This is a genomic window from Nocardioides sp. NPDC087217 (assembly GCF_044744805.1).
In the GTDB taxonomy this organism is placed as follows: Bacteria; Actinomycetota; Actinomycetes; order Propionibacteriales; family Nocardioidaceae; genus Nocardioides.
Map to the genome: position 1 here is coordinate 171,402 of NZ_JBIUZB010000005.1, position 20,842 is coordinate 192,243.

The 20,842-nt window shown below is 71.3% G+C and carries 22 protein-coding genes; 6 read left to right on the plus strand and 16 right to left on the minus strand.

The features are described from left to right. Positions 1-18: 18 nt before the first annotated feature. Positions 19-1,032, minus strand: a complete 1,014-nt coding sequence (locus ACIO3S_RS21555) for a PDR/VanB family oxidoreductase (RefSeq protein WP_400467776.1) — start codon at positions 1,030-1,032, stop codon at positions 19-21. Between the two features lie 10 nt (positions 1,033-1,042). Next, positions 1,043-2,146, minus strand: a complete 1,104-nt coding sequence (locus ACIO3S_RS21560; RefSeq protein WP_400467777.1) for a Rieske 2Fe-2S domain-containing protein — start codon at positions 2,144-2,146, stop codon at positions 1,043-1,045. Between the two features lie 116 nt (positions 2,147-2,262). Between ACIO3S_RS21560 and ACIO3S_RS21565 the strand changes: the two genes are divergently transcribed. Beyond that, positions 2,263-2,856 (plus strand): PadR family transcriptional regulator, encoded by a 594-nt coding sequence (locus ACIO3S_RS21565; protein WP_400467778.1) that lies wholly within the window; start codon positions 2,263-2,265, stop codon positions 2,854-2,856. Between the two features lie 10 nt (positions 2,857-2,866). On the opposite strand, the gene ACIO3S_RS21570 is transcribed toward ACIO3S_RS21565, so the two are convergent. From ACIO3S_RS21570 to ACIO3S_RS21600, 7 genes are read right to left on the minus strand one after another with little or no spacing between them, the layout of a single operon-like run. Next, positions 2,867-4,018, minus strand: a complete 1,152-nt coding sequence (locus tag ACIO3S_RS21570) for a sensor histidine kinase (RefSeq protein ID WP_400467779.1) — start codon at positions 4,016-4,018, stop codon at positions 2,867-2,869. Beyond that, on the minus strand, positions 4,015-4,701 hold the full coding sequence (locus ACIO3S_RS21575) for a response regulator transcription factor (protein ID WP_400467780.1): 687 nt from the start codon (positions 4,699-4,701) through the stop codon (positions 4,015-4,017). Before ACIO3S_RS21575 ends, ACIO3S_RS21570 begins: the two co-directional genes overlap by 4 nt. A 4-nt stretch (positions 4,702-4,705) precedes the next feature. Further along, positions 4,706-5,143, minus strand: a complete 438-nt coding sequence (locus ACIO3S_RS21580; protein ID WP_400467781.1) for a hypothetical protein — start codon at positions 5,141-5,143, stop codon at positions 4,706-4,708. After that, complete coding sequence (locus tag ACIO3S_RS21585; RefSeq protein ID WP_400467782.1) at positions 5,143-6,285, minus strand: molybdopterin-dependent oxidoreductase; 1,143 nt, start codon at positions 6,283-6,285, stop codon at positions 5,143-5,145. Before ACIO3S_RS21585 ends, ACIO3S_RS21580 begins: the two co-directional genes overlap by 1 nt. After that, positions 6,282-6,974, minus strand: a complete 693-nt coding sequence (locus tag ACIO3S_RS21590; RefSeq protein ID WP_400467783.1) for a methyltransferase domain-containing protein — start codon at positions 6,972-6,974, stop codon at positions 6,282-6,284. Before ACIO3S_RS21590 ends, ACIO3S_RS21585 begins: the two co-directional genes overlap by 4 nt. Next, positions 6,971-7,630: a DUF2064 domain-containing protein gene (locus ACIO3S_RS21595; protein WP_400467784.1), complete on the minus strand. Its 660-nt coding sequence runs from the start codon at positions 7,628-7,630 to the stop codon at positions 6,971-6,973. The genes ACIO3S_RS21590 and ACIO3S_RS21595 overlap by 4 nt, the downstream gene beginning before the upstream one ends. Continuing rightward, positions 7,627-8,331 (minus strand): glycosyltransferase family 2 protein, encoded by a 705-nt coding sequence (locus ACIO3S_RS21600; protein ID WP_400467785.1) that lies wholly within the window; start codon positions 8,329-8,331, stop codon positions 7,627-7,629. The genes ACIO3S_RS21595 and ACIO3S_RS21600 overlap by 4 nt, the downstream gene beginning before the upstream one ends. A 112-nt stretch (positions 8,332-8,443) precedes the next feature. Between ACIO3S_RS21600 and ACIO3S_RS21605 the strand changes: the two genes are divergently transcribed. After that, entirely contained in the window at positions 8,444-9,775 is a 1,332-nt protein-coding gene (locus ACIO3S_RS21605) for a hypothetical protein (protein ID WP_400467786.1), read from the plus strand. 2 nt (positions 9,776-9,777) lie between these two features. Here the strand turns inward: ACIO3S_RS21605 and ACIO3S_RS21610 are convergent, their stop codons facing one another. Further along, positions 9,778-10,824, minus strand: coding sequence for an NAD-dependent epimerase/dehydratase family protein (locus ACIO3S_RS21610; RefSeq protein WP_400467787.1), 1,047 nt, complete (start codon positions 10,822-10,824; stop codon positions 9,778-9,780). Continuing rightward, positions 10,821-11,636, minus strand: coding sequence for an S-methyl-5'-thioadenosine phosphorylase (locus ACIO3S_RS21615; protein ID WP_400467788.1), 816 nt, complete (start codon positions 11,634-11,636; stop codon positions 10,821-10,823). The genes ACIO3S_RS21610 and ACIO3S_RS21615 overlap by 4 nt, the downstream gene beginning before the upstream one ends. Positions 11,637-11,753: 117 nt before the next feature. Here ACIO3S_RS21615 and ACIO3S_RS21620 point away from each other — a divergent pair, with 117 nt between their 5' ends. Further along, positions 11,754-12,467, plus strand: a complete 714-nt coding sequence (locus ACIO3S_RS21620; protein WP_400467789.1) for an HNH endonuclease family protein — start codon at positions 11,754-11,756, stop codon at positions 12,465-12,467. 12 nt (positions 12,468-12,479) lie between these two features. On the opposite strand, the gene ACIO3S_RS21625 is transcribed toward ACIO3S_RS21620, so the two are convergent. Then, complete coding sequence (locus ACIO3S_RS21625) at positions 12,480-13,478, minus strand: hypothetical protein (protein WP_400467790.1); 999 nt, start codon at positions 13,476-13,478, stop codon at positions 12,480-12,482. 171 nt (positions 13,479-13,649) lie between these two features. Between ACIO3S_RS21625 and ACIO3S_RS21630 the strand changes: the two genes are divergently transcribed. Continuing rightward, entirely contained in the window at positions 13,650-14,027 is a 378-nt protein-coding gene (locus ACIO3S_RS21630) for a hypothetical protein (protein ID WP_350713688.1), read from the plus strand. Here ACIO3S_RS21630 and ACIO3S_RS21635 read toward each other — a convergent pair. Together ACIO3S_RS21635 and ACIO3S_RS21640 are read right to left on the minus strand one after the other, a co-directional pair. Then, positions 13,996-15,240, minus strand: coding sequence for an MFS transporter (locus ACIO3S_RS21635; protein WP_400467791.1), 1,245 nt, complete (start codon positions 15,238-15,240; stop codon positions 13,996-13,998). The genes ACIO3S_RS21630 and ACIO3S_RS21635 overlap by 32 nt on opposite strands. Positions 15,241-15,243: 3 nt before the next feature. Then, positions 15,244-15,828 (minus strand): ArsR/SmtB family transcription factor, encoded by a 585-nt coding sequence (locus ACIO3S_RS21640; protein ID WP_400467792.1) that lies wholly within the window; start codon positions 15,826-15,828, stop codon positions 15,244-15,246. 109 nt (positions 15,829-15,937) lie between these two features. Here ACIO3S_RS21640 and ACIO3S_RS21645 point away from each other — a divergent pair, with 109 nt between their 5' ends. Continuing rightward, a complete protein-coding gene (locus ACIO3S_RS21645; RefSeq protein ID WP_400467793.1) occupies positions 15,938-17,290 on the plus strand; it encodes an FAD/NAD(P)-binding protein in 1,353 nt (450 codons plus the stop codon). 79 nt (positions 17,291-17,369) lie between these two features. Here ACIO3S_RS21645 and ACIO3S_RS21650 read toward each other — a convergent pair whose 3' ends face one another. Continuing rightward, positions 17,370-18,833 carry a malate:quinone oxidoreductase gene (locus ACIO3S_RS21650; protein WP_400467794.1) on the minus strand — a complete coding sequence of 488 codons (1,464 nt, stop codon included), beginning with the start codon at positions 18,831-18,833 and terminating at the stop codon, positions 17,370-17,372. A 162-nt stretch (positions 18,834-18,995) separates the two neighbouring features. On the opposite strand from ACIO3S_RS21650, the gene ACIO3S_RS21655 reads away from it, so the two are divergent. Then, a complete protein-coding gene (locus tag ACIO3S_RS21655) occupies positions 18,996-20,096 on the plus strand; it encodes a PLP-dependent cysteine synthase family protein (protein WP_400467795.1) in 1,101 nt (366 codons plus the stop codon). Here the strand turns inward: ACIO3S_RS21655 and ACIO3S_RS21660 are convergent. Continuing rightward, positions 20,060-20,758, minus strand: coding sequence for a TIGR02206 family membrane protein (locus tag ACIO3S_RS21660; RefSeq protein ID WP_400467796.1), 699 nt, complete (start codon positions 20,756-20,758; stop codon positions 20,060-20,062). The genes ACIO3S_RS21655 and ACIO3S_RS21660 overlap by 37 nt on opposite strands. Between the last annotated feature and the right edge of the window lie 84 nt (positions 20,759-20,842).

A 20,842-nucleotide genomic window follows, 5' to 3' on the forward strand; every position in this document is an offset into this window, starting at 1 on the left:
CTCTTTCGGGGTGGGGTTTCACGGAAGGTGGAGGGTCACGGCAGCGGGGTCGGCCGAGCCCGACCCCGACTCGCCGCGGGCGGCGCGAGCGACGCAGAGGCACAAGGACGCGTACGTCTCCTTCTGCTGCTGGCTCAGGAACACGTCTCGGTGGTCGATCCGGCCGCTGACGTCGAGGACCTTGACCTGGCAGATCCCGCACTCGCCCTTGCGGCAGTCCCACATCACGTCGACGCCGGCGTCCTCGAGCGCGTCGAGCATCGAGCTGTCCTTGCCGACTCGGACCGAGCGGTCGAGCTGGGGGAGGTGCACGACGAAGTCCTCCGCCGCCCAGGCGCCGCTGCTGCCGAAGGTCTCGAACCGCAGATTGGGCTCGGGCAGCTCATGGGCCACCCAGGCGCGGCGGATCGCGTCCATCAGCCGGATCGGCCCGCACATGTACATCTCGGTCCGCGTCGGAGCGGCCGAGGCGGCGATCTCGCCGACCAGCGCCTCCACGTCGAGGCGTACGTCCTCGTCGTCGACGAACACCCGCACACGATCGCCGTGCACCTCGACGAGCTCGTCGAGGTGGGCCATGACCGCTCGCCGCCGGCCGGCGAGAACAAGCGTGTAGTCGGCGCCGCGGCGGCGCAGGGTGTCGGCCATCGCCACCAGCGCGGTGATGCCGATACCGCCGGCGACCAGGACGTACCGGTCGGCGCCGACCCCGAGCGGAAAGCTCTGGACCGGACCGGTCATCTCGACGACGTCCCCGACGCGGAGGCCGTGCATGTGGCGCGATCCGCCGCGGGACGCCGGCGCCAGCTGGACTCCCAGGGTGAGCCGGCGGCCGCCGTCCTCGGAGCGTACGACCGAGTAGGACCGCGTGCGGACATGGCCGTCGAGGTCGAGCCGGAGGTCGATATGAGTGCCCGGCGCGGCGTGGACGGGGCGGTCGGGGCAGAGCACGATGCGGCGTACGCCCTCGGCGAGGTCATCGGTCTCGACCACACGGCCCTGCTGCCACCAGGTCTGGGTGTTCACTGCCATGGCGGCCGCCTCACTTCGCAGCCGCGGCGGCGGGGAGACCCTCCGCCTGCAGCATGCGGTCCAGGATCCGGCGTACCCACATCCCGCCGGCGTCGATGTTGAGGCTGTAGAACTCGTGCTCCGGGTTGGCGTCGATCGCGCGCTGCTGCGCGGCGAGCATCTCCTCGTCCTCGCCGAAGACGCCGTGGACGCCCTGGCGCAGCTGGGTCGTGATCGTCTGGCTCTCCAGGCGGTAGTTGCGCATGAAGGCCCAGAAGTAGTGCGACGTGCGCGCGGTCTCGGGGGTGATCGTGTTCATCACGAAGCCGTTGACGCCCTGGCTGCGGTCGCCCTCGGGGGCGCCGGTGCCGGCCTTGGCGACGCCGACGTCGATGCGGATCGTCGAGGGGGCCTCGAAGTGGATGATCTGCCAGCGGTCGACCTTCCCGCTGAAGCCGGGGAACCGGTCGCGCATGTTCTTGAGCCAGAACGGCGGCGCGTCGATGTCGCGCATCCAGCGGGTCACGGTCACGCCGCGATCGGTGTGGCTCACCTCGAACTCGGCCTCGGAGAGCTCGTCCTGACCGATGCTCGAGCTGTGCACGAACTCCTCGTGGGTGAGGTCCATCAGGTTGTCGAGCACCAGCTGGTAGTTGCAGGGCGCGTAGATCGTCTCGCCGTCGCCGGCCCACTCCGGAGAGTCCATCTGCTCCATGTCGGGAACCGTGCTGGGATCGGCGAGGTCGGGGTCGCCCACCCAGACCCACACGTAGCGATGGCGCTCCACGACCGGGTAGGACGGGACGATCGCGCTCGGGTTGATCGTCTCCTGCGCGGGCATGCTCGTGCAGCGGCCGGCCGAGTTGTAGCGCAGCCCGTGGTAGGGGCACTGGATCTCGTCGCCGAGCACCTTGCCCTTCGACAGCGGTGCCAGCCGGTGCCAGCAGGCGTCGGCCAGGGCGACGGCGCGGCCGTCGCTGTTGCGCCACAGCGCCAGCGGACGGTCGGCGATGGTGCGGGCGAGCGGCTGCTTCGCGGTCACCTCGTGGTCCCAGGCCGCGACGTACCAGGCGTTGCGGGGGAAGTTGAAGATCTTGCTGGCGGCGGTGACCGGCGGCGAATCCAGGATGGTCATGGGGAAACTCCCTATGGATATAGGTGTTGTGCTCGTCACAAACTACCTATCTCTATAGTTAGTTGCAAGAGGCGGGTACGCTCGCGCCACGATCACTGCGTGAAGAGGGGGTCACGATGTCGCTGAGGTTCGCGCTGCTCGCGCTGCTCACCTCACGCCCGATGACCGGCTACGACGTCTCCAAGCAGTTCAGCCAGTCGGTGGCCCACGTCTGGCACGCCCCCGACTCGCAGATCTACCCGGAGCTGAACCGGATGGAGCGCGACGGCCTGCTCGAGTCGGCGGTCGTGCCGTGGGGCAAGAAGGGCACCAAGAAGGAGTACGCCGTCACCGAGGCCGGGATCGCAGCCTTCCGGGAGTGGATGGACTCGCCCATCGAGATCCGCCGGCAGCGGGAGCCCGCCTACCTCAAGGCGGCCTACCTGGAGTGGGCCGAACCCGGCGCCGCGCGCGCCGAGCTGGAGCAGTTCCGCGACCACTGGACCGAGCACCTGGCGATGCTCGAGGCCACCCGGGCCACGCTCGTCGACCGCAGCCACCCCACGCTGGCCCGGCGGCTCGAGCACTACGACGCGAGCCAGTGGGACCGGATCGTGCGCTACAAGATCTTCGCCTACGACGGCCTGATCGACCAGGCGCGTGCCGCGGTCGCCTGGGCCGAGCGTGGCCTCGTGCTCGTCGACGAGCTGGAGGGCTCGACCGTCGACTGAGCCGGCGTCGTCATGCCGGCAGGCGTACGTGGAACCGGCAGCCGGTTGCGGCCGGAAGGTTCTCCACCCAGACCCGGCCGCGGTGCGCGTCGACGAGGCCCTTGACGATGGCGAGGCCGAACCCTGCGCCCTGAGCGCTGGTGCCGTCGGCGCCCTCGGGCACGGCCGGGGTGCGGGCGGAGCTGCCCTGCCAGCCGAGATCGAAGACCCGCTCCATGTCGCCCGGATCCAGGCCGCCACAGCCGTCGCTGACACTGAGGTCGACGCTGCGTACGTCTCCCGGGGCCATCTGGCAGCGCACCTCCACCGTGCCGTCGGCGGGGGTGTGGCGGATGGCGTTCATCAGCAGGTTGGACACGACGCGGGACAGGCTGGCCGGGTCTGCGGTGATCTCGAGGCCGTCCTCGACCTGGCCCCCGAGCCGGACCCGCCGCTCTCGGGCGACCGGATCGGCTCCGGCCAGCGCCTCGCTGACCAGGTCGCCGAGCAGGACCGGCTCCGGCGTCAGGGTGAGGGCGCCGGCCTGGATCCGGGAGAGCTCGAAGAGGTCGTCCACGAGACGGGCCAGACGCTCGACCTCGACGCGGATGCGCTGGTGGTAGCGGTGCGGGTCTGCGGCGATCCCGTCCTCGAGCGCCTCGGCCATCGCCCGAAGACCCGAGAGCGGCGTACGCAGGTCGTGGGCGACCCAGGAGACCAGTTCGCGCCGGGACTCCTCGAGCCGGGCCTCCCGTGCGCTCGCCTCCTCGAGACGACGCTGGGTCTCGGCGAGCTCGGCCGACAGCGACCGGAGCTCGCGGGGTCCGCTCTCCGAGGGCTGCTGGTGGCCGCCGAGAGCCATCTCCCGGGCCTGCCGCTGGATCGCGCCCGACCAGCGCACCATCGCGGAGCCGATGACGAACGCGACCAGGATCGCCACCACCACGGCGATCGAGGTGACGACGGTGATGACCTGCAGGTCATGGCCGGAGAGGAACATGAGCCAGGCGACGCCGAGTACGCCACCGAAGACCGTCAGCACCGCGACGGCAGCGGCCAGGGTGAGCTGCCAGCGGATCGACCAGCGCCGCGTCAGCCAGGCGACCAGGAGCCCGACCAGGCCGACGGCGAGACCGGCGCCCGCGGCGACGAGGGCGATCTGGACGGCGTCGGCGGTCTTCACGCCGTCACCTCCGCGGTCTCCCAGCGGTAGCCGACGCCCCAGACCGTCACCAGCCGCTCCGGCCGGGTCGGGTCGGACTCGATCTTCTCCCGCAGCCGGCGTACGTGGACCGTGACCGTCGAGCGGTCGCCGATCGTCCATCCCCAGACGTGCTCGAGCAGGTCCTCCCGGGTGAAGGCCTTGCCGGGATGGGCGATCAGGTAGCGGAGCAGGTCGAACTCCCGGGTGGTCAAGGACAGCTCGGTCCCGGCGTTGGTCGCCACTCGCCGGTCGGCGTCGACCACCAGGGAGCCGTCGGAGACGACGCCGCCCTCGCCGGAGTGGCCGGTGCGCTTGAGCACCGAGTCGACGCGCAGCACCAGCTCCCGCGGGCTGAACGGCTTGCCGACGTAGTCGTCGGCGCCCAGCTCGAGCCCCATGATCCGGTCGGCCTCGCTGCCGAGCGCGGTGAGCATGATGATCGGCACCTCGCTCGCCTGCCGCAGCCGCCGGCACACCTCCAGGCCGTCGATGCCGGGCAGCATCAGGTCGAGGATGACGATGTCGGCCGGCCGCTCGCTCATCGCGCGCAGCGCCTGCTCGCCGTCGCCGGCCTCGACGACGTCGTGCGAGCCCGCGCGCAGGTAGGAGGCCAGCACCTCGCGAACGGTGAGGTCGTCGTCGACCACGAGCACGCGTGCCATGGGCCTACTCCTCCTCCTCGGTGTTCGCTCGGACGGGCTGTCGTGAGCGTAGTTCGCCGAGCGCGACGGCGACACCGGCGCACACGCACAGCGCCGCGAAGACCAGCAGTCCCTGGGTGTAGTCGCGGTCCAGCAGTGTCGGGTTGTCCGGCTTCGCGCCGAACCGGCCGAGGACCGGGATCGCGACCAGGACCGCCGGCCCGAGCAGGACCAGCACCGTGACCGCGCCCCGGGCGACCGCTCGCGGCAATAGCCGGCCGCCGAGCCAGCCGAGCCCGAGCACCACCGGCGCCAGGATCCCGTCGTGGATCACGACCGCCGCTGCCAGCCAGAGCACGACCTCGACGATCTGGCCCAGGTCCTGCCGGCTCACCAGCAGCCAGGCGCCGTACGCCATCCCGACCGCGCCGAGCAAGATCAGCGCTCCCCGGATTCCTCTCATCAGAGCACCTCGATCCGGGAGACCCATTTGGTCTGCATGACCCCGGGACGGTCGGGCGCGATCAGCCGGACCGGGTAGCCGTGGTCCATCGAGAGCGTCTCTCCGTCGAGCCTGAGGGCCATCAGGGTCCGGTCGTCATCGGCGAAGTTCGGCGGAAGCACCGTGTCGGCCGAGGCGCTGAACGTCTGGATCGACCGGACCCGCACCTCGCGCCCCGGCGGGGCGCCGACCAGGTCGAGCAGGTCGCGGAGACGTACGCCGCCCCACTCGCCCGAGGCGCTCCAGCCCTCGACGCAGGCGATCGGGAGGGTGTGGGTGCGCTGCTTCATGGCGACCAGGTCGTCGCGGGTCAGCGACCGGGTCGTGGTGCCGTGGACGAGCTCGAGCCGGTAGGCGGAGCTGCTCGCTTCGGCCACCACCCCGGCCGAGTGCGCGGTGCGGTTGATCGGGATGCCGTGCTCACGGGAGCGTGGCGAGAGGGCGGCGATCCGGCTGAGCCCCGGGACGGTGCCCGCCGCATAGAGCACGGCGGCAGCGACCGCGGACGTGCCGGCCAGGGCGAGCACGCCGCGCCGGCTGACCGGCCCCGGCCGGACCGCGTTCGGCCGGTCGTGGGAGGTGTCGTCGACATCGACCTTCAGGGCCTCGCGGACGACGGGCAGCTTCACCGCGATGTGGACCAGCAGAGCTCCGACGGCGACGAAGGCGAGCGCGTAGTGGGTGCTGCGGAAGCTGAAGCCCCACGGATACCACTGCGCGACGTTGAGCAGGCCGGTGGCGAGCTGGACCAGCGAGGTGCTGACCAGGATCGCGATGGAGCCACGCTCCAGCGCCGTCGGCAGTGCCTCGCGGACCTGCCGCGGCACCGGCTGGAAGAGCTTGGGGAAGACGACCCACAGCTTGACCAGCAGCAGCGGGATCGCCGCGGTGCCGGCGACTACGTGCAGGCCCTGGGTCAGCTGGTAGAGCCGCGACGGGCTGGCCGGGAGCGGCACCGGCTGATGGTCGAGCTGGGCGTAGTGGCTGATCAGGCCGGTCACGAGCGCGACCAGGAAGCAGACGCCGAGCCAGAGCCCGACCCGCGCGGCGACCGCCGCGCTGCGCAGGCGCGAGGTGAAGGAGTCCTCGGAGGGGATTCTCATGCGGTCTCCTCCACGAGTACGACGACCCAGCGGTCACCGGCTGGGGTGAACAGGGCCGGGACCGACCGGCGGGGCTGTGTTCGGCGGTGCGGCAGCGGCTCGAGCCGACTGACCGCGAGCCCGACCTCGGCCGCGATCGATCCGATCGCATCGGCACCGACGACCGCCCACGGGAACTGCGAGGAGCCGCCGCACCGGCAGACCAGTTCCGCGAGCAGCGGGCCGCTCGGCGTCCCGGGCGGGTGCACCTCGGCGACCACGCGGCCGCCCGGCGCCAGCAGCCGGCGTACGCGGGCGAGGAGGGCGAGCGGGTCGCCGCCGATGCCGAGGTTGCCGTCGGCGAGGAGAGCGGTCGTCCACCAGCCCTCACCGGGCAACGGCTCGAAGAGGTCGCGACAGACCGCGCGCCCACCTCGGGCCTCGGTCTGGGCAACCGCCTCCGGGACGACGTCGACGCCGAGCGACGGCAGCCCGCGGGCGGCCAGAGCGGCGGTCATCCTGCCGGGGCCGCAGCCGAGATCGACCGTCGGTCCCGCGCAGTAGGAGAGCAGGGCGAGGTCCGCCGCGTCGGCGGTGCGGGTCCAGTCCTCGACCGGAAGTCGCGAGGACCTGCCGTCGACGCTCACCACCCGGCAGTCCTCGCTGGCGAAGGCATGCGCGAACGCCGACTCGGCCGCCACCGCGGTCATCGGGCGACCCGCGCGATCTCGGCCGCGACCCGCGCGAAGCGGGTGTGCGGGGCGGCTGCTGCGACCGGAGCGACGTCGGCCAGATGGTCGACGTCGCGCAGCCGCTCGCCGGCGGGGACCCGGAGGCCGACTGCTTCGAGGGCGGCGCGGGTGGCTGCGTACGTCTCGGGGGTGGACATCGGGACGTCGCGCAGCGCGGTGGCGGCCGACGGGTCGCGGAGTGCCAGGGCCCACCAGCCGCCGTCCTCGGCCGGAGCGAGCACGGCATCGGCCGCCTCCAGGCCGTCGGCCACGGCCAGCAGTCCGGCCGGGGTCACCTGCGGGGTGTCCATGCCGATCTGCACCACCGGTCCGGAGACCTCGGCGTGGGCGTTCGCGAGTCGCTCGCCGAGTCCGTCTCCGCGTTGCGGGGCAAGCGTCCACCCCGCGAGAGCGGTCCGGATCTCGTCCGCCCGGACCGCTTCGGCGAGATCGCCGGAGAGGGCCAGCCGGCATCGCTCTGGTCCCACGGCCAGTGTGCAGGCCTCGATCGTGTCCAGCAGCGCGGCCGCCGCGACGGCGGTGGCGGCCGTCTCCCCGACGTCGGCCGCGAGCCGGGTCTTCACCAGCCCGGGCACCGGTGCCTTGGCAACGAGGAGGAGCGTCGGCTCAATCACGAGAGCACCCGCCAGAAGTCGTACGCCGCCCGCAGGCTGCCCCGCACGGAGCCGGAGACCTTCGAGCGGGTCCCTGCGGTCCGAGGGTGGTAGTCGACGTCGATCTCGTGGACCCGCCAGCCGGCGCGGGCGGCACGATCAAGGAGCTCGACCGGATAGCCCGAGCGCCGGTCCTCCACGCCGAGGCCGAGCAGCGCCTCCCGGCGAGCCGCGCGCAGCGGCGCGATGTCACGTACCCGCAGACCGGTGCGACGCCGCAGGGCGGCCAGGACCAGCCGGTTGCCGCCCCTGGCGTGCCACGGCTGGGCGCCGGGGGTCACCGGCCGGCGGCAGCCCAGCGCGAGATCGGCCTCGTCGCGCCTGATCGTCTCCACCAGAGGCAGCGCGGCCGCGGGATCGAACGAGCCGTCTCCGTCCATCACCACGACATAGGGAGCAGTCGCGGCCAGCAGCCCGGCGTGCACCGCCGCCCCGTACCCCGGCCGCGACTCCGACACCACCCGCGCCCCCTGCGCGCGGGCGACGTCGGCGGTGCCGTCGGTCGAGCCGTTGTCGACGACGATCACGGAGAGCCCCGCCGGCACCCGTGGCAGCAGCTCGCGCAGAGCTGCGGCCTCGTCGCGGCAGGGCAGCACAAGGTCTATGTCTGGGCTGGTCCCGGGGCTGGTCCCGGGGCTGGTCTCGGGGCTGGTCTCGGCCATGCGATCGACTCTAGGAACGAGCCGCCGCCGATGGGGCCCGCAGATCTTACGGTCCGGTGACGGGCCCGTGCGCCGACGGCCATCGGGCCGCCGCGGACCTACGCTCGCAGTCGTGAACTCCTCAGCTCACCGCGCCGCCCTGGTGGGGCTCGTCGTCACGCTCGTGCTCATCGTGGCGGCTGTTGTCGTGCCGCCCCTGCTCGACTGGCAGGTGTGGCCGCGCGTGCACCCCGACGACGGCACGTTCCCTCCGCTCCACGGATATCCGCAGGTCAAGGTGGGTATCGGCACGGTCCCCGCGGTCCTGCTCGCGCTCGCGTCGCTGCGCTGGGCCGATCCGATGGCGAGGCGGCTGCCCTGGCGGCGCCTGCTCCTGGTCGCGTACGCCGCGGGGCTGGTGTGGCTGCTGGCGCTGGCGCTGGTGGACGGCCCCGAGGGCATCTCGCGGGTGCTGGGGAACCCGACGGAGTACCTCGAGACGGCCAGGGCGGTCGACGACGTACCGGGGCTGCTGCGCGAGTACGTCTCCCGGATCCCCTACGACGCCCCGGAGGGGAACTGGCCGGTGCACATCGCCGGCCACCCGCCCGGGATGGTGCTCTTCTTCGTGCTCCTGGTTCATGTCGGCCTCGGCGGAGATCTCGCCGCGGGCCTGGTCGTCGTCGCGCTCGCCGCGACCTTGCCGCCGGCGGTCATGACGACGGTCCGCGTCCTCGGCGCCGAGGAGGCGGCGCGGGCGGCGGCGCCGTACCTGGTCCTGTCTCCGAGCGCGGTGTTCCTGGCGGTGTCGGCCGATGCGGTGATGGCGGTCGCGGTCGCCTGGGGGATGTGCTGTCTGGCCCTCGCCTGCCGGGCCTGGGCCGCTCGGGGCTGGCCGTGGGCGGTCCTCGCCGGCCTGCTCCTCGGCTACGTCGTGATGATGTCGTACGGCCTCCCGCTCACCGGCGTGCTCGCGCTCGCCGTGCTCTGGCTCGGTCGGGGCTGGTGGGCGCTGCCGATCGCGGCGGCATCGGCGCTCGCGGTGGTCCTCGCCTTCGCCGCCGGCGGTTTCGCCTGGTGGGAGGCGTATCCGGTGCTGGTCGACCGCTACTGGGACGGACTGGCGAACCAGCGGCCGGGCGCCTACTGGACCTGGGGGAACCTGGCCGCGCTCGCGCTCAGCGCCGGGCCGCTCGTCGGCGCCGGGCTCGGCGCCACCTGGGCGGCCCGCCGCGAACAGGCCGACCGGGTGGTCGTCGTGCTGGTCGCGGCCGCGGTGATCATGGTCGCTCTCGCCGACGCCTCCCAGATGAGCCGGGCGGAGGTGGAGCGGATCTGGCTGCCGTTCATGCCCTGGCTCACCCTCGGTTGCGCCCTGCTGCCCGAGCGCTGGCGACGGCCCGGCCTGGCCCTGCAGCTCCTCACCGCGCTGCTCGTCCAGCACCTGCTCTACACGAGCTGGTGATCCTAGGACCGCAGCGGCGCGGTCGCGAAGGCCGGCAGACCGACCTCCGGCAGCACCTCGGCGCGGAAGCCGAGCTCCTTCTCCGCGAGCTCCGGGGACGCGACGACATGGCGTACGTCGCCGATCCGGTAGCGCCCGGTGACCACCGGCTCCACCTGCGTCCGTGTTCCGCGAGCGACCAGCGAGGCCACCTCGCTGATCGTGACCGGGTGGCCGGAGGCGACGTTGTAGGCCGCCAGCTCGCCGCGTGGGCGCTCGGAGGTCGACTCCAGTGCCGCCAGGTTGGCGCGGGCCACGTCGTCGACGTGCACGAAGTCGCGCTGCTGGCCGCCGTCCTCGAACACCTGCGGCGCCTCGCCCCGCTCCAGGGAGGACCGGAAGATGGCGGCGACCCCGGAGTAGGGCGTGTCCGCGGGCATGTGCGGCCCGTAGACGTTGTGGTAGCGCAGCGCGATCGCGGTCGCGTCGGCCTGACGAGCCCACGCGGAGGCGTAGTGCTCCTGGGCGACCTTGCTGGCGGCGTACGAGCTGCGCGGGTCGAGCCGGGCGGACTCGGCGACCGCCGCCCAGGTCAGTGCGCCGCCGCAGAGATCGCAGTGGTTCTCGAAGTCGCCGGAGTCGAGCGCGGCCCGCGAGCGCGGTGGCGGGACCCGGTCGCCGTGGGTCGCGCAGACGTAGCGGCCCTCGCCGTAGACGACCATCGAGGAGGCGAGCACCAGCCGGGAGACGCCGTGCTCGCTCATCGCGGCCAGGAGCGCTGCGGTGCCGAGGTCGTTGTGCGCGGCGTACAGCGGGAGGTCGGCCACGGTCACCCCGGCACCGACGACCGCGGCCTGGTGGCACACCGCGTCGATGCCGTCCAGCAGGTCGCCCCAGCCGACGGCGTCGCGTACATCGAGGAGGTTCGTCCCGGGCGGCACCTCGGCCGCCTCGCCGTGGGCCATCGGCAACAGCACGTCGACGCGTACGACCTCGTGGCCCGCATCCTCCAGCACCCGGCCGATCGCGGTGCCGATGAACCCGGCGGACCCGGTGAGCAGGACCCTCATGGGATCTCGTAGGCGAGGGTCTTGCCCTCGGCCCAGGTCGAGCACGAGCATCCGGCCGGGTCGGGCAGGCCCTCGATCGTGTCGGCGAGGATGGTGCGCATCCGCTCCAGGTTGGCCGCGAAGAGCGCGTAGACGTCGTCCTCGTCGACGCCCTCGCCCTCGGCCGCACCCGCGTCCATGTCGGTGACCAGGCACAACGGCGCGTAACACATCCGCATCTCGCGGGCGAGCGCCGCCTCCGGGGCGCCGGTCATCCCGACCAGCGTCCAGCCCTGGGCGGCATGGTGGATCGACTCCGCCCGGGTCGAGAACCGCGGACCCTCGATCACGATGAGCGTGCCGCCGACCTTCACGGAAGAGTCGGCGGCGACGTACGCCTTGGCGATCCGCGCGCAGTAGGGGTCGGCCAGAGGTACGTGGGTGGCGCCGCTCTCCACGTAGCTCGGGATCCGGCGCCAGGTGCGGTCGACGAGCTGGTCGGGGGTGACCAGGTCGCCGGTGGCGACGGCATCCGGCCGGAGACCGCCGACAGCGCTGGGGGAGAGCACCTGGGTCACGCCCAGCGACCTCAGTGCCCAGAGGTTGGCGCGGTAGGGGATGGCGTGCGGCGGGTACTCGTGCGAGCGGCCGTGGCGCGGCACGAAGGCCACCGACCGCCCGGCGACCGTCCCCACCGTGACCAGCGCGGACGGATCACCGTAGGGAGTCTCGATCGCCACCTCCTCGGCATCGGTCAAGAACTCGTAGAGCCCGGTCCCGCCGATGACCCCGACTTCGGCGCGGGGTGCCTGTCCCATGTCCAGCCCAGTCATGCCTTCACTCTGCCAGCGCTGACCCGCGGGCGACAGGGGTCGGCACATCCGTCATCGTTCGGTAATACCTGCGGTGCGGCGGATCGATGTCGGTGGTCGTGGGCACAATGCGACGGCGTGGGGAGACGTACGTCGCTGGGAGTGCTGGTCGTCCTGCTGGCGATCGCCGGCTGGGCGATCTCGTTGTGGCTCCCCGAGGACGCGCCGGCGATACGACGTACGCCGCCGGTGGCGACCGCGGAGCCTTCGGCGGGGCCGGTCGACGTGCCTGAGGCACGCCGTGATCTCGCGGATCTGGCGACGGTCGCGAGGCGACCCGACGGGCTGGTTGTCTACGCGCGCTCATCGTTCGGCGGGAGCTGGGCGGACAGCGACGGCAACGGGTGCAACCAGCGCGACGACGTGCTCCTGCGTGACGCCGTCGAGGTGCGGACCCGGCCGCAGGGGCGCTGCGACCACGACGTGCTCGCCGGGACGTGGGTCGACCCCTACACCGGCAGACGCCTGATCTTCACCGACCTGAAGGAGCCCCGGCAGGCTCAGGCGATCCAGATCGACCACGTCGTGCCGCTCTCGGAGGCCTGGCGCTCCGGCGCGAGCGGCTGGTCCCCGGACCGGCGCCGTGCCTTCGCCAACGACCTGGGCAACCTGCTCGCCGTCGACGGCCCGACCAACATGAGCAAGAGCGACGACGACCCGGCGGGCTGGCGTCCGCGGAAGGGGTTCCAGTGTGCGTACGCAGCCCGCTGGATCGAGACCAAGGCGCGCTGGTCGCTCGCCGCCGACGACAGCGAGCGACGGGCGCTCGCGGAGATGCTCGGCTACTGCTGAGCGGCCTGGGACTCAGACCGCCCGGCGATAGATGGCCATCGCGCGGTCGTACGCCTCCCACGCCCGCCAGGACTCCAGCGCCCGTTCGCCCTGGGGCTTGAGGCCGTCGACCTTGTGATAGGACTCGCCGCTCGCGTACTGCGACTCCCGGCCCGTCACCAGCGAGAGCAGCATCGGCAGGACGCTCTCGTCGGTGACCGTGATCGTGCCGACCTGGAAGGTCTGCCGCACCCACTCGGCCCGCTGGTCCGAGCCCAGGACGAGCACCACGGGCAGCTGCGACGCCCGGACGATCGCGTCCAGGATCGGACCGAGGCCGTCCGGGACCCAGCGCTCGCCGGGCGGCGGGGTCGGCGCTTTGGGGATGCTCATGGTCGTGTAGGCGGGGACCTGGCCGGTCAGCGGGCTGGCGATCTTCTCGACGACCTTCGGTGTCGGGTCGGGAGCGACGTCCGCAGCGACCTCCGCAGCGACCTCCGGAGCGGGCTTGTCGCCGGCCCTCCGGCGGGGCCTGATCGCGGGGATCTTCGAGGTGAAGGTGAAGCTGCCGGTGCGGGTGGGGTCGATGTGTCGCCCGGGGGCCGGCTCGGGCGCCCGGCCGAGGGCCGAGGTCGGCGCTGGGGCCGTGGCGGTGGTGACCAGCTCGGCCGCGTGCTTCCCGTGCGTCCGGATCGAGCCGTCCGCGGCGAACTCGAACAGCGCGACCCGGACCCGGTCGGCCCACTCGACCGCGTCCACGGTGTAGCCAGCGCGGCTGAACAGCGCGACCGTCCGGGCGTCGTAGGCGTAGCCCGCGCCGCGTACGGCACAGACGCTGCGCGCCTCCGTCGGTGAGCGGGTGAGCACCACCTGTGCGACGACGACGTTGTCAGGCCGGCCGCCGATGATGTCGACGTCAGCGGCCGCGGTGCTGCCTGATGGGGCGGCGTCGGGCCAGCCGAGGGTGTGCAGATGCTCCGCGGCGTACTTCTCGGCTTCTTCGCCCGTTCTGGGCTGCCTCGGGGGTGCCAACGTAGGGTCCTTCCTCGATCCTCCACTCGGGCCTCCCTGCCCGATCGAGATTGGGAGGGATGATAGGCCCGCTGCGTACGTCTTGTCCGGCGGGGTGGCGAATCGGGTCGCGCTGTTCGCTCCTGGCGGATCCAGCCACGTTTGTCGGTGCTCGCCGCTAGCGTGATCTTCATGAGGCGCCCGCATGAGAACGTCGCTACGGTCCTGGTGGACCCGCGCGTTCTGGGTGACATCGAGATCGAGCTGATGGCGCTCGACATGCCGCTGTGGCGAGTGTGCGCGGCTCCGATCGTGAAGGACGGGCAGCGGCTCGCCTTCCAGGTCCGCCACCGGCTGCTGATGTCCAAGCGCGGCGAGTGGGACTGCGCCAAGGACTGGGTCCCGGTCTGGATCGGCTTCGGCTCGAGCTGGGCGTTCCCCGGCGAGGCCATCCCGTGGCCGGCCCACAAGGCGCTGTGGACGCTCCTGGAGGGCTACTCCGACCAGGTCCGCTACAACAAGCGGCTCGGCGGCATCCCTAGGATCCCACGGCTGCGGGAAGCCTGTTAGGCCGCTCGATCTGCTTCCAGGTCGGGTCGATCGCGGGGAACATCGTGACGACGAAGTACGCGATCCCGCAGGCCACGAGGGCTGTGGTCAGGCCGAAGGCCGAGACCAGGCTGCCGCCGAGCAGCCCGCCGAGCGGCATCAGCCCCCAGGCGAAGGCCGAGATCAGCGACATCACCCGGCCGAGCACGTGGGCAGGGATCCGCTCGAACTGGATCGCACCGAGGATCGGGTTGATGAACCCGCTGCTCGTCCCGCCGATCGCGAACACCACGAACACCACCCACAGTGGTGCCCCGAAGGCGATCACCAGGAACCGTGGGATCCCGGTGATGAGGAAGCAGACCAGGTACGTCGGGTAGCGGCGGATCCGGTCGCCGAGCGCCGCGGCCACGGCCGATCCCACCGCGGAGAAGCCGGAGAAGGTGGCGAACAGCAGGCCGATCGTCTCGGGGCCGGCGTGCTGCTGGCCCCATACCGGCATCAGCACGCTGCTCCAGGCCAGGTCGATCAGGTTGGTCAGGGCGACCATGAACGCGATCCCGAGGAGCACCCGGTCGCGGCGGAGGAAGTGCCAGCCCTCGGCGAGCTGAGCCCGGTAGGGCGCGGGACGTGCGGGGTGCTCCTCGGGCTCCGGGCCTCGGGCCCGTGACAGTCCGGCGGTCGTCACGGCGAGCACCAGAGCGCCGAGGGCGAACGAGGCGGCGTCGATGATGATCGCGTCGGTCGCACCGACCAGGCCGATCAGCAGCCCCGCCGCGGCGGCGCCGAGCATCGAGGCGGTGCGCTCGACGAACGAGTGGAGCCCGGTGGCCCGCTCCGTCGGCACACCGGCCGCCTCGACCAGCTGCGGGATCATCGACGACTTCGCGGAGTCACCGGGGCCGCGCAGAGCGCCGGCGAGGGCGACGAGCGCGAGCAGGATCGGGAAGTGCAGCAGGCCTGCGACGTACAGCAGGGGGATGAGGCCGACCACGACGGCCGAGCCGAGGTCGCAGGCGATCGCGACCCGGCGCGGGCCGATCCGGTCGATGATCGGGCCGCCGAAGATCTTGCTGAGTACCAGCGGTGTCATCTCGAAGAGCGCGATCAGACCGGCCTTGGCGGGACTGCCGGTCGTCTCGAGCACGAACCAGGGCAGCGCCAGCATCGAGATGCGGGTGCCGACCAGCGAGATGGTCTCGGCGGCGAGCCAGCCGTAGAGGGGGAGCTTCATGGCCTATCTCTCCTGGTCATCTCTCGTGTCGGTGCTGACGTGACCCGGCAGCGGGAAGACGTGGAACTGGAACATCACGGCCTCGCCCTCCGGCTCCTCCTCCAGGTCGTCGATGATCTTGTTGACCTGCTCCTCGACGCGTGAGGCCTGGGCGGGTGTCAGCCGGACGACGCGGTCGTTGAGGCCGAAGGCCTCGCGCCACTCCTGGGGGAGGAGCGCCCGCTCCTCGATCGCCTCCTGGAGGCGCTGGGCGTAGATGGTGACGACCGTTTGCAGGTAGGCGTCGAGGGTCTCGCGGCCCTCGGCGGTGTCCGGTACGTCGCTGTCACCGGTCACGGTCGCCTGGTGGGCGGCCCTCCACCAGCGCTCCCGGGCGTTGCCGCGGCTCTCGTCGTCCTCGATGAAGCCGTGCTGCGCGAGCTGCCGGAGGTGGTAGGACGTCGCGCCGGAGTTGATGCCGAGCCGGGCGGCCAACGTGGTCGCCGTCGCCGGTCCGTCGACGCGGAGGATCCCGAGCATGCGTACGCGCACGGGGTGGGTGAGGGCCTTGAGTTGGTCGATTCCGGGGACGATCTCGCGTGCTGCCATGGGTTCACCGTAGACTGCAAAGAGATCTTTGCAAATAGATTTATGCGGTCCGTCTGTAAATCGAGTAACCCGGTGAACAAAGCCTGGATAGCGCAGTTACCCTGTCCAGGTGACGACAGACGCCGCGCCGCACCCGCCGACCTCCAGCCCGACGGTGGCGATCATCGGGGGAGGAGCCAGCGGCACGCTGACCGCGATCAACCTGCTCCGCCGCGGTGCTTCGGTGACGCTGTTCGAGTCGCGCGGCGAGGCGGGTTACGGAGTGGCCTACTCGACCACCGACGGCCGCCATCTCCTCAACGTCCGGGCCAACAACATGTCGGGCTTCCCCGACGACCGTGACGACCTGCTCGACTGGGCGGCCGAGGCCGGCATCGAGCTCGGCCCGATCGACTTCCTGCCCCGGCGCGACTACGCGCGCTATCTGCGCGATCGGCTCGCTCACGCGGCCGAGGCCGGTCCCGGCACGCTGGAGACGGTCGGCGAGACGGTCATCGACGTCGAGCCGGCCGGCGCCGGTTTCCGGGTCCTGACAGGCGACGACGAAGGACATGTCGCCGACGCCGTCGTGCTCGCCTACGGCAACCCGCCGCCCCAACCGCTGGCCGGACTGCCCGAGGCGCCGTGGAACCTGTCGGACCCCTGGGACGTGGCCCGGATCAGCGCCCTGCCCGTCGACGCGACCGTACTCGTCGTCGGCACCGGCCTGACCGCCGTCGACACCACCGTCACGCTCCTCGACGACGCCCCGGAGCGCCGGGTGATCATGGTGAGCCGCCACGGCCTGCTCCCCAACCCCCATGTCGACGACCAGTTCACCTCCTGGGTGACCCCGATCCCCGACGGCCCGCTGACCGCCGACGGCATCGCCTCGCTCGTGCGCGAGCAGATCGAGCACGCGGCCGGTCTCGGCGTCGACTGGCGTGCGGTCATCGACGGCCTCCGTGGCCCGACCCAGTCGATCTGGCGCCGCCTGCCCGAGCCGGAGCGCCGTCGCTTCCGCGAGGTCTACGCCCGCGAGTGGGAGGTACGCCGCCACCGCATGGCTCCGCGCATCGCCGCCCTCCTCGACGCCTACCGCGCCGAGGGACGCCTGGAGATCCTCGGCGGCGGGGTGCTCGGCTGCCAGGTGGACGCTGCTGACCAGCCGGTCGTCTCCCTGGCCAGCGGGGACTGCGAGGTCACCGCGGTGATCAACTGCACCGGCCCCTCACCCGACATCACCCGCACCGACAACCCGCTCCTGCTCGCGCTCCAGAAGCGCAGCCTGGTCGCCCCCGACCCCCTCCGTCTCGGCATCGACGTCACCGAGGACGGCCACGTCATCGGAGCAGACGGCAGCGTCGTACCCAATCTTCTGACCGTCGGCCCGCCCTGCAAGGGCGCGCTCTACGAGGCCACCGCCATCCCCGAGATCCGGGGCCAAGCAGCGGCAGTCGCAGCCCACCTCACCGCCGAGTAGGCAGTTCTGGCGGTCGAGAAATCAGTTGTGGCGACGAAACTGACGTTTCGTCGCCCACAACTGCAGATTCGGCTGATGGCTAGCCGAGGTGGAGCTGGCGGTCGGTGCGCGCGAAGGTCTCGGCGGCGAGCTCGGGGTCGGCGCTGAGCTCGGCACCGGTGGCCGGGATCATCGTCTTGAGCTGGGGCTGCCAGCCGTCCCAACGGTCGGGGAAGCAGCGGCGCAGGACGTTGAGCATGATCGCCGGGGCAGTCGAAGCGCCGGGGGAGGCGCCGAGCAGGCCGGCGATGGTGCCGTCCTCGGCGGTGATGACCTCGGTGCCGAACTGGAGTACGCCGTCGGGGCGGATGACCTGCACCCGCTGGCCGGCGATGATCCGGTCCCAGTCCTTGCGGTCGGCGGCGGGGAAGAAGTCGAGGAGGTCGTCGAACTTCTTGCGCGGCGAGCGCAGCAGCTCCTTGACCAGGTAGACGGTGAGATCCATGTTGGTCAGCCCGGCCCGCAGCATCGGCAGCAGGTTGTGGGGCCGCACCGAGAGGAACAGGTCGGTGAGCGATCCGGTCTTGAGGAAGCGGGGGCTCCACCCGGCGTACGGACCGAACATCAGGTGCGTCTTGCCCTCGACATAACGCGTGTCGAGGTGGGGCACCGACATCGGCGGAGCACCGACGGCGGCTTTGCCGTAGGCCTTGGCGCGGTGCTGGGCGACGAGCTCCGGCTTGGACGTACGCAGGAACTCACCCGAGACGGGGAAGCCGCCGAAGCCGCGGATCTCCCGGATCGCGGCCTTCTGCAGCAGCGGAAGCGCGTAGCCGCCGGCGCCGACGAAGACGAAGCGGGAACGCAGGTGGTACTTCCCGGTCTCGTTGCGGCCGTAGACGTGCCAGAAGCCGTCCATGGTCTGGTGCAGGTCGGTGACCTCGGAGCCGGTCTCCAGGTCGGCGCCCTTGTCCACCAGGGTGCGGGTCAGGATCGAGGTGAGCGAGCCGAAGTCGACGTCGGTGCCGGCGTTGGTCCAGGTGGCCGCGATCGGCTCGTCGGCGAGCGCCTTGGCCGAGCGGCCCTCGAGCAGCAGGGGCGCCCAGCCCTTGATGACCTCGGGGTCCTCGCTGAACTCCATCCCGCTGAAGAGCGGGTGGACCGAGAGCGCCTCGTAGCGCTTGCGCAGGTAGTCGACGTTCTCGGCGCCCCACACGAAGGACATGTGCGGCACGGTGTGGATGAACTTGTCCGGGTTCGGGATGCGGCCGTTCTCGACCAGGAAGGACCACAGCTGACGGGAGAGCTGGAACTGCTCGTTGACGTTGATCGCCTTGGAGATGTCGACCGAGCCGTCGGCGTTCTGCGGGCTGTAGTTGAGCTCGCACAGCGCGGAGTGACCGGTGCCGGCGTTGTTCCATGGGCCGGAGGACTCGGCGGCGGTTGAGTCGAGCCGCTCGATCAGCTTGATGGACCAGCTGGGCTCGAGCTCCTGGAGGAGCACGCCCAGGGTGGCGCTCATGATGCCGCCGCCGATCAGCACTACGTCAAGAGGTTCGTCCACAGGTCTTTTGTCTCGCTTTTGGGGCCGCAATGGTTAATCGGGGTCCTTAGATCGGTCTAACTTGTGGGCAACTTCACTGCCCGGACCCGATCGTGATTCGGTCTGTCATTGTGGCTCACCGCACATGCTGGGGACAGATCAGGGTGGAGTTACGCTCGGCCGGTGCCTCGCCTCTCTGACTCACATCGCGCCTGGATCGACGAAGCCGTACGCCGCGTCGAGGCCGACGCGCAGCGCTCGGCCGACACCCATCTGCACGTCGTTCCGCTCCCTGTCCGCGACGGTGCGAGCAGCGGTGTCGACCTCTATCTGAAGGACGAGTCGGTTCATCCCACCGGCTCGCTGAAGCACCGCCTGGCCCGGTCCCTGTTCCTCTACGCGGTCTGCAACGGCTGGCTCCACGAGGGCTCGACGGTCGTCGAGGCCTCCTCCGGATCCACCGCGGTCTCGGAGGCCTACTTCGCCGGGCTCCTCGGGCTGCCGTTCGTCGCGGTCATGCCACGCTCGACCTCGGAGGAGAAGGTGCGCCTGATCGAGTGGCACGGCGGCCGCTGCCACTTCGTCGACCGCGCACCCGACATGTACGCCGAGGCCGAGCGCCTCGCCCGCGAGTGCGGCGGCCACTACATGGACCAGTTCACCTACGCCGAGCGGGCGACCGACTGGCGCGGCAACAACAACATCGCCGAGTCGATCTTCGACCAGATGTCGCAGGAGCGACACCCGGTGCCGACCTGGATCGTCGTCTCGGCCGGCACCGGCGGCACCTCGGCGACGATCGGCCGCTACCTCCACTACCGTCGCCACCCCACCAAGCTGATGGTCGCCGACCCGGAGAACTCCGCCTTCTACGGCGGCTGGGAGACCGACACCTCCGACTACGCCACCGGCATGCCGTCGCGCATCGAGGGGATCGGCCGGCCGCGGGTCGAGCCGTCCTTCGTCGGCGGGGTCGTCGACGACATGGTCCAGGTCCCCGACGCGGCGTCGATCGCGACGATGCGCTGGCTCTCGGCGCGGATGGGCCGCTCGGTCGGCCCCTCGACGGGCACCAACGTGTGGGCATCGCTGGGTGTCGTACGCGAGATGTCCGAGGCCGGCACCGAGGGCAGCGTCGTCTCGCTGCTGTGCGACTCCGGCGAGCGCTACCGCTCGTCCTACTACGACGACGGCTGGGTGAGCGAGAAGGGCATCGACCTCGCGCCGTACGCCTCGGCTCTCGCCGACTACGAGCGCACCGGCGTCCTCGTCGACCCGTCCTGACGGGCCCAGATCCGCAGCCCCAGCGTGATCAGTGCCCACACGCCGGCGACGATCAGGATCTCGTTGAGGACGTAGACCGGCCACGGCCCGAGCAGATCGAGCATCGAGCCCGACTCCGGCTTGTAGCGCAGGTAGCCGTAGTTGGCGTCGAGGACGAGGTTGAGGACGTACGCCACCGCGGCCCATGCCGCGGTGGTCGCGACCGCCCAGCCGTAGTCGCGCCACCGGGGTAGCAGCTTGAGCCCGAAGACCAGGTAGACCGCGGCGGTCACGATCATCAGATGCTGGCCCCAGAAGGTGAAGTAGCTGACGTCCGGGAAGTCCATCACGTCCGGGGTGAAGACGCCTTGCGTGGTCAGCGTGAGGCCCCAGAAGCAGGTCAGCGCGGTCGGGTAGGGATGGTGGGTCCACAGCGCGAAGGCCGCCGCGACCCACGCCAGGTCGCACAGGTGGATCGGCAGATCGATGAAGAGATCGAAGTCGGTGACCCATTCGTGGGCCTGCAGCGGGATCGTCGTCAGCGGGATCGCGAGCGCGAATCCTCGTGAGAATCTCGACGGCTTCGGGTCGGCCCGCTGCTGCCTGCCCAGCCAGACGACAGCCACGATCCCCGCTGTGAGCAGGGACAACGGCACCAGGTGGGCCAGACCGTAAGCCTGCATGACGGAAGTCTGACGGGATTCTCGAAAAAATTCTTCCCAACCCGCGTCATGGGTCGGCGGGTGGCCCGTTTCATCGGCGAGAAG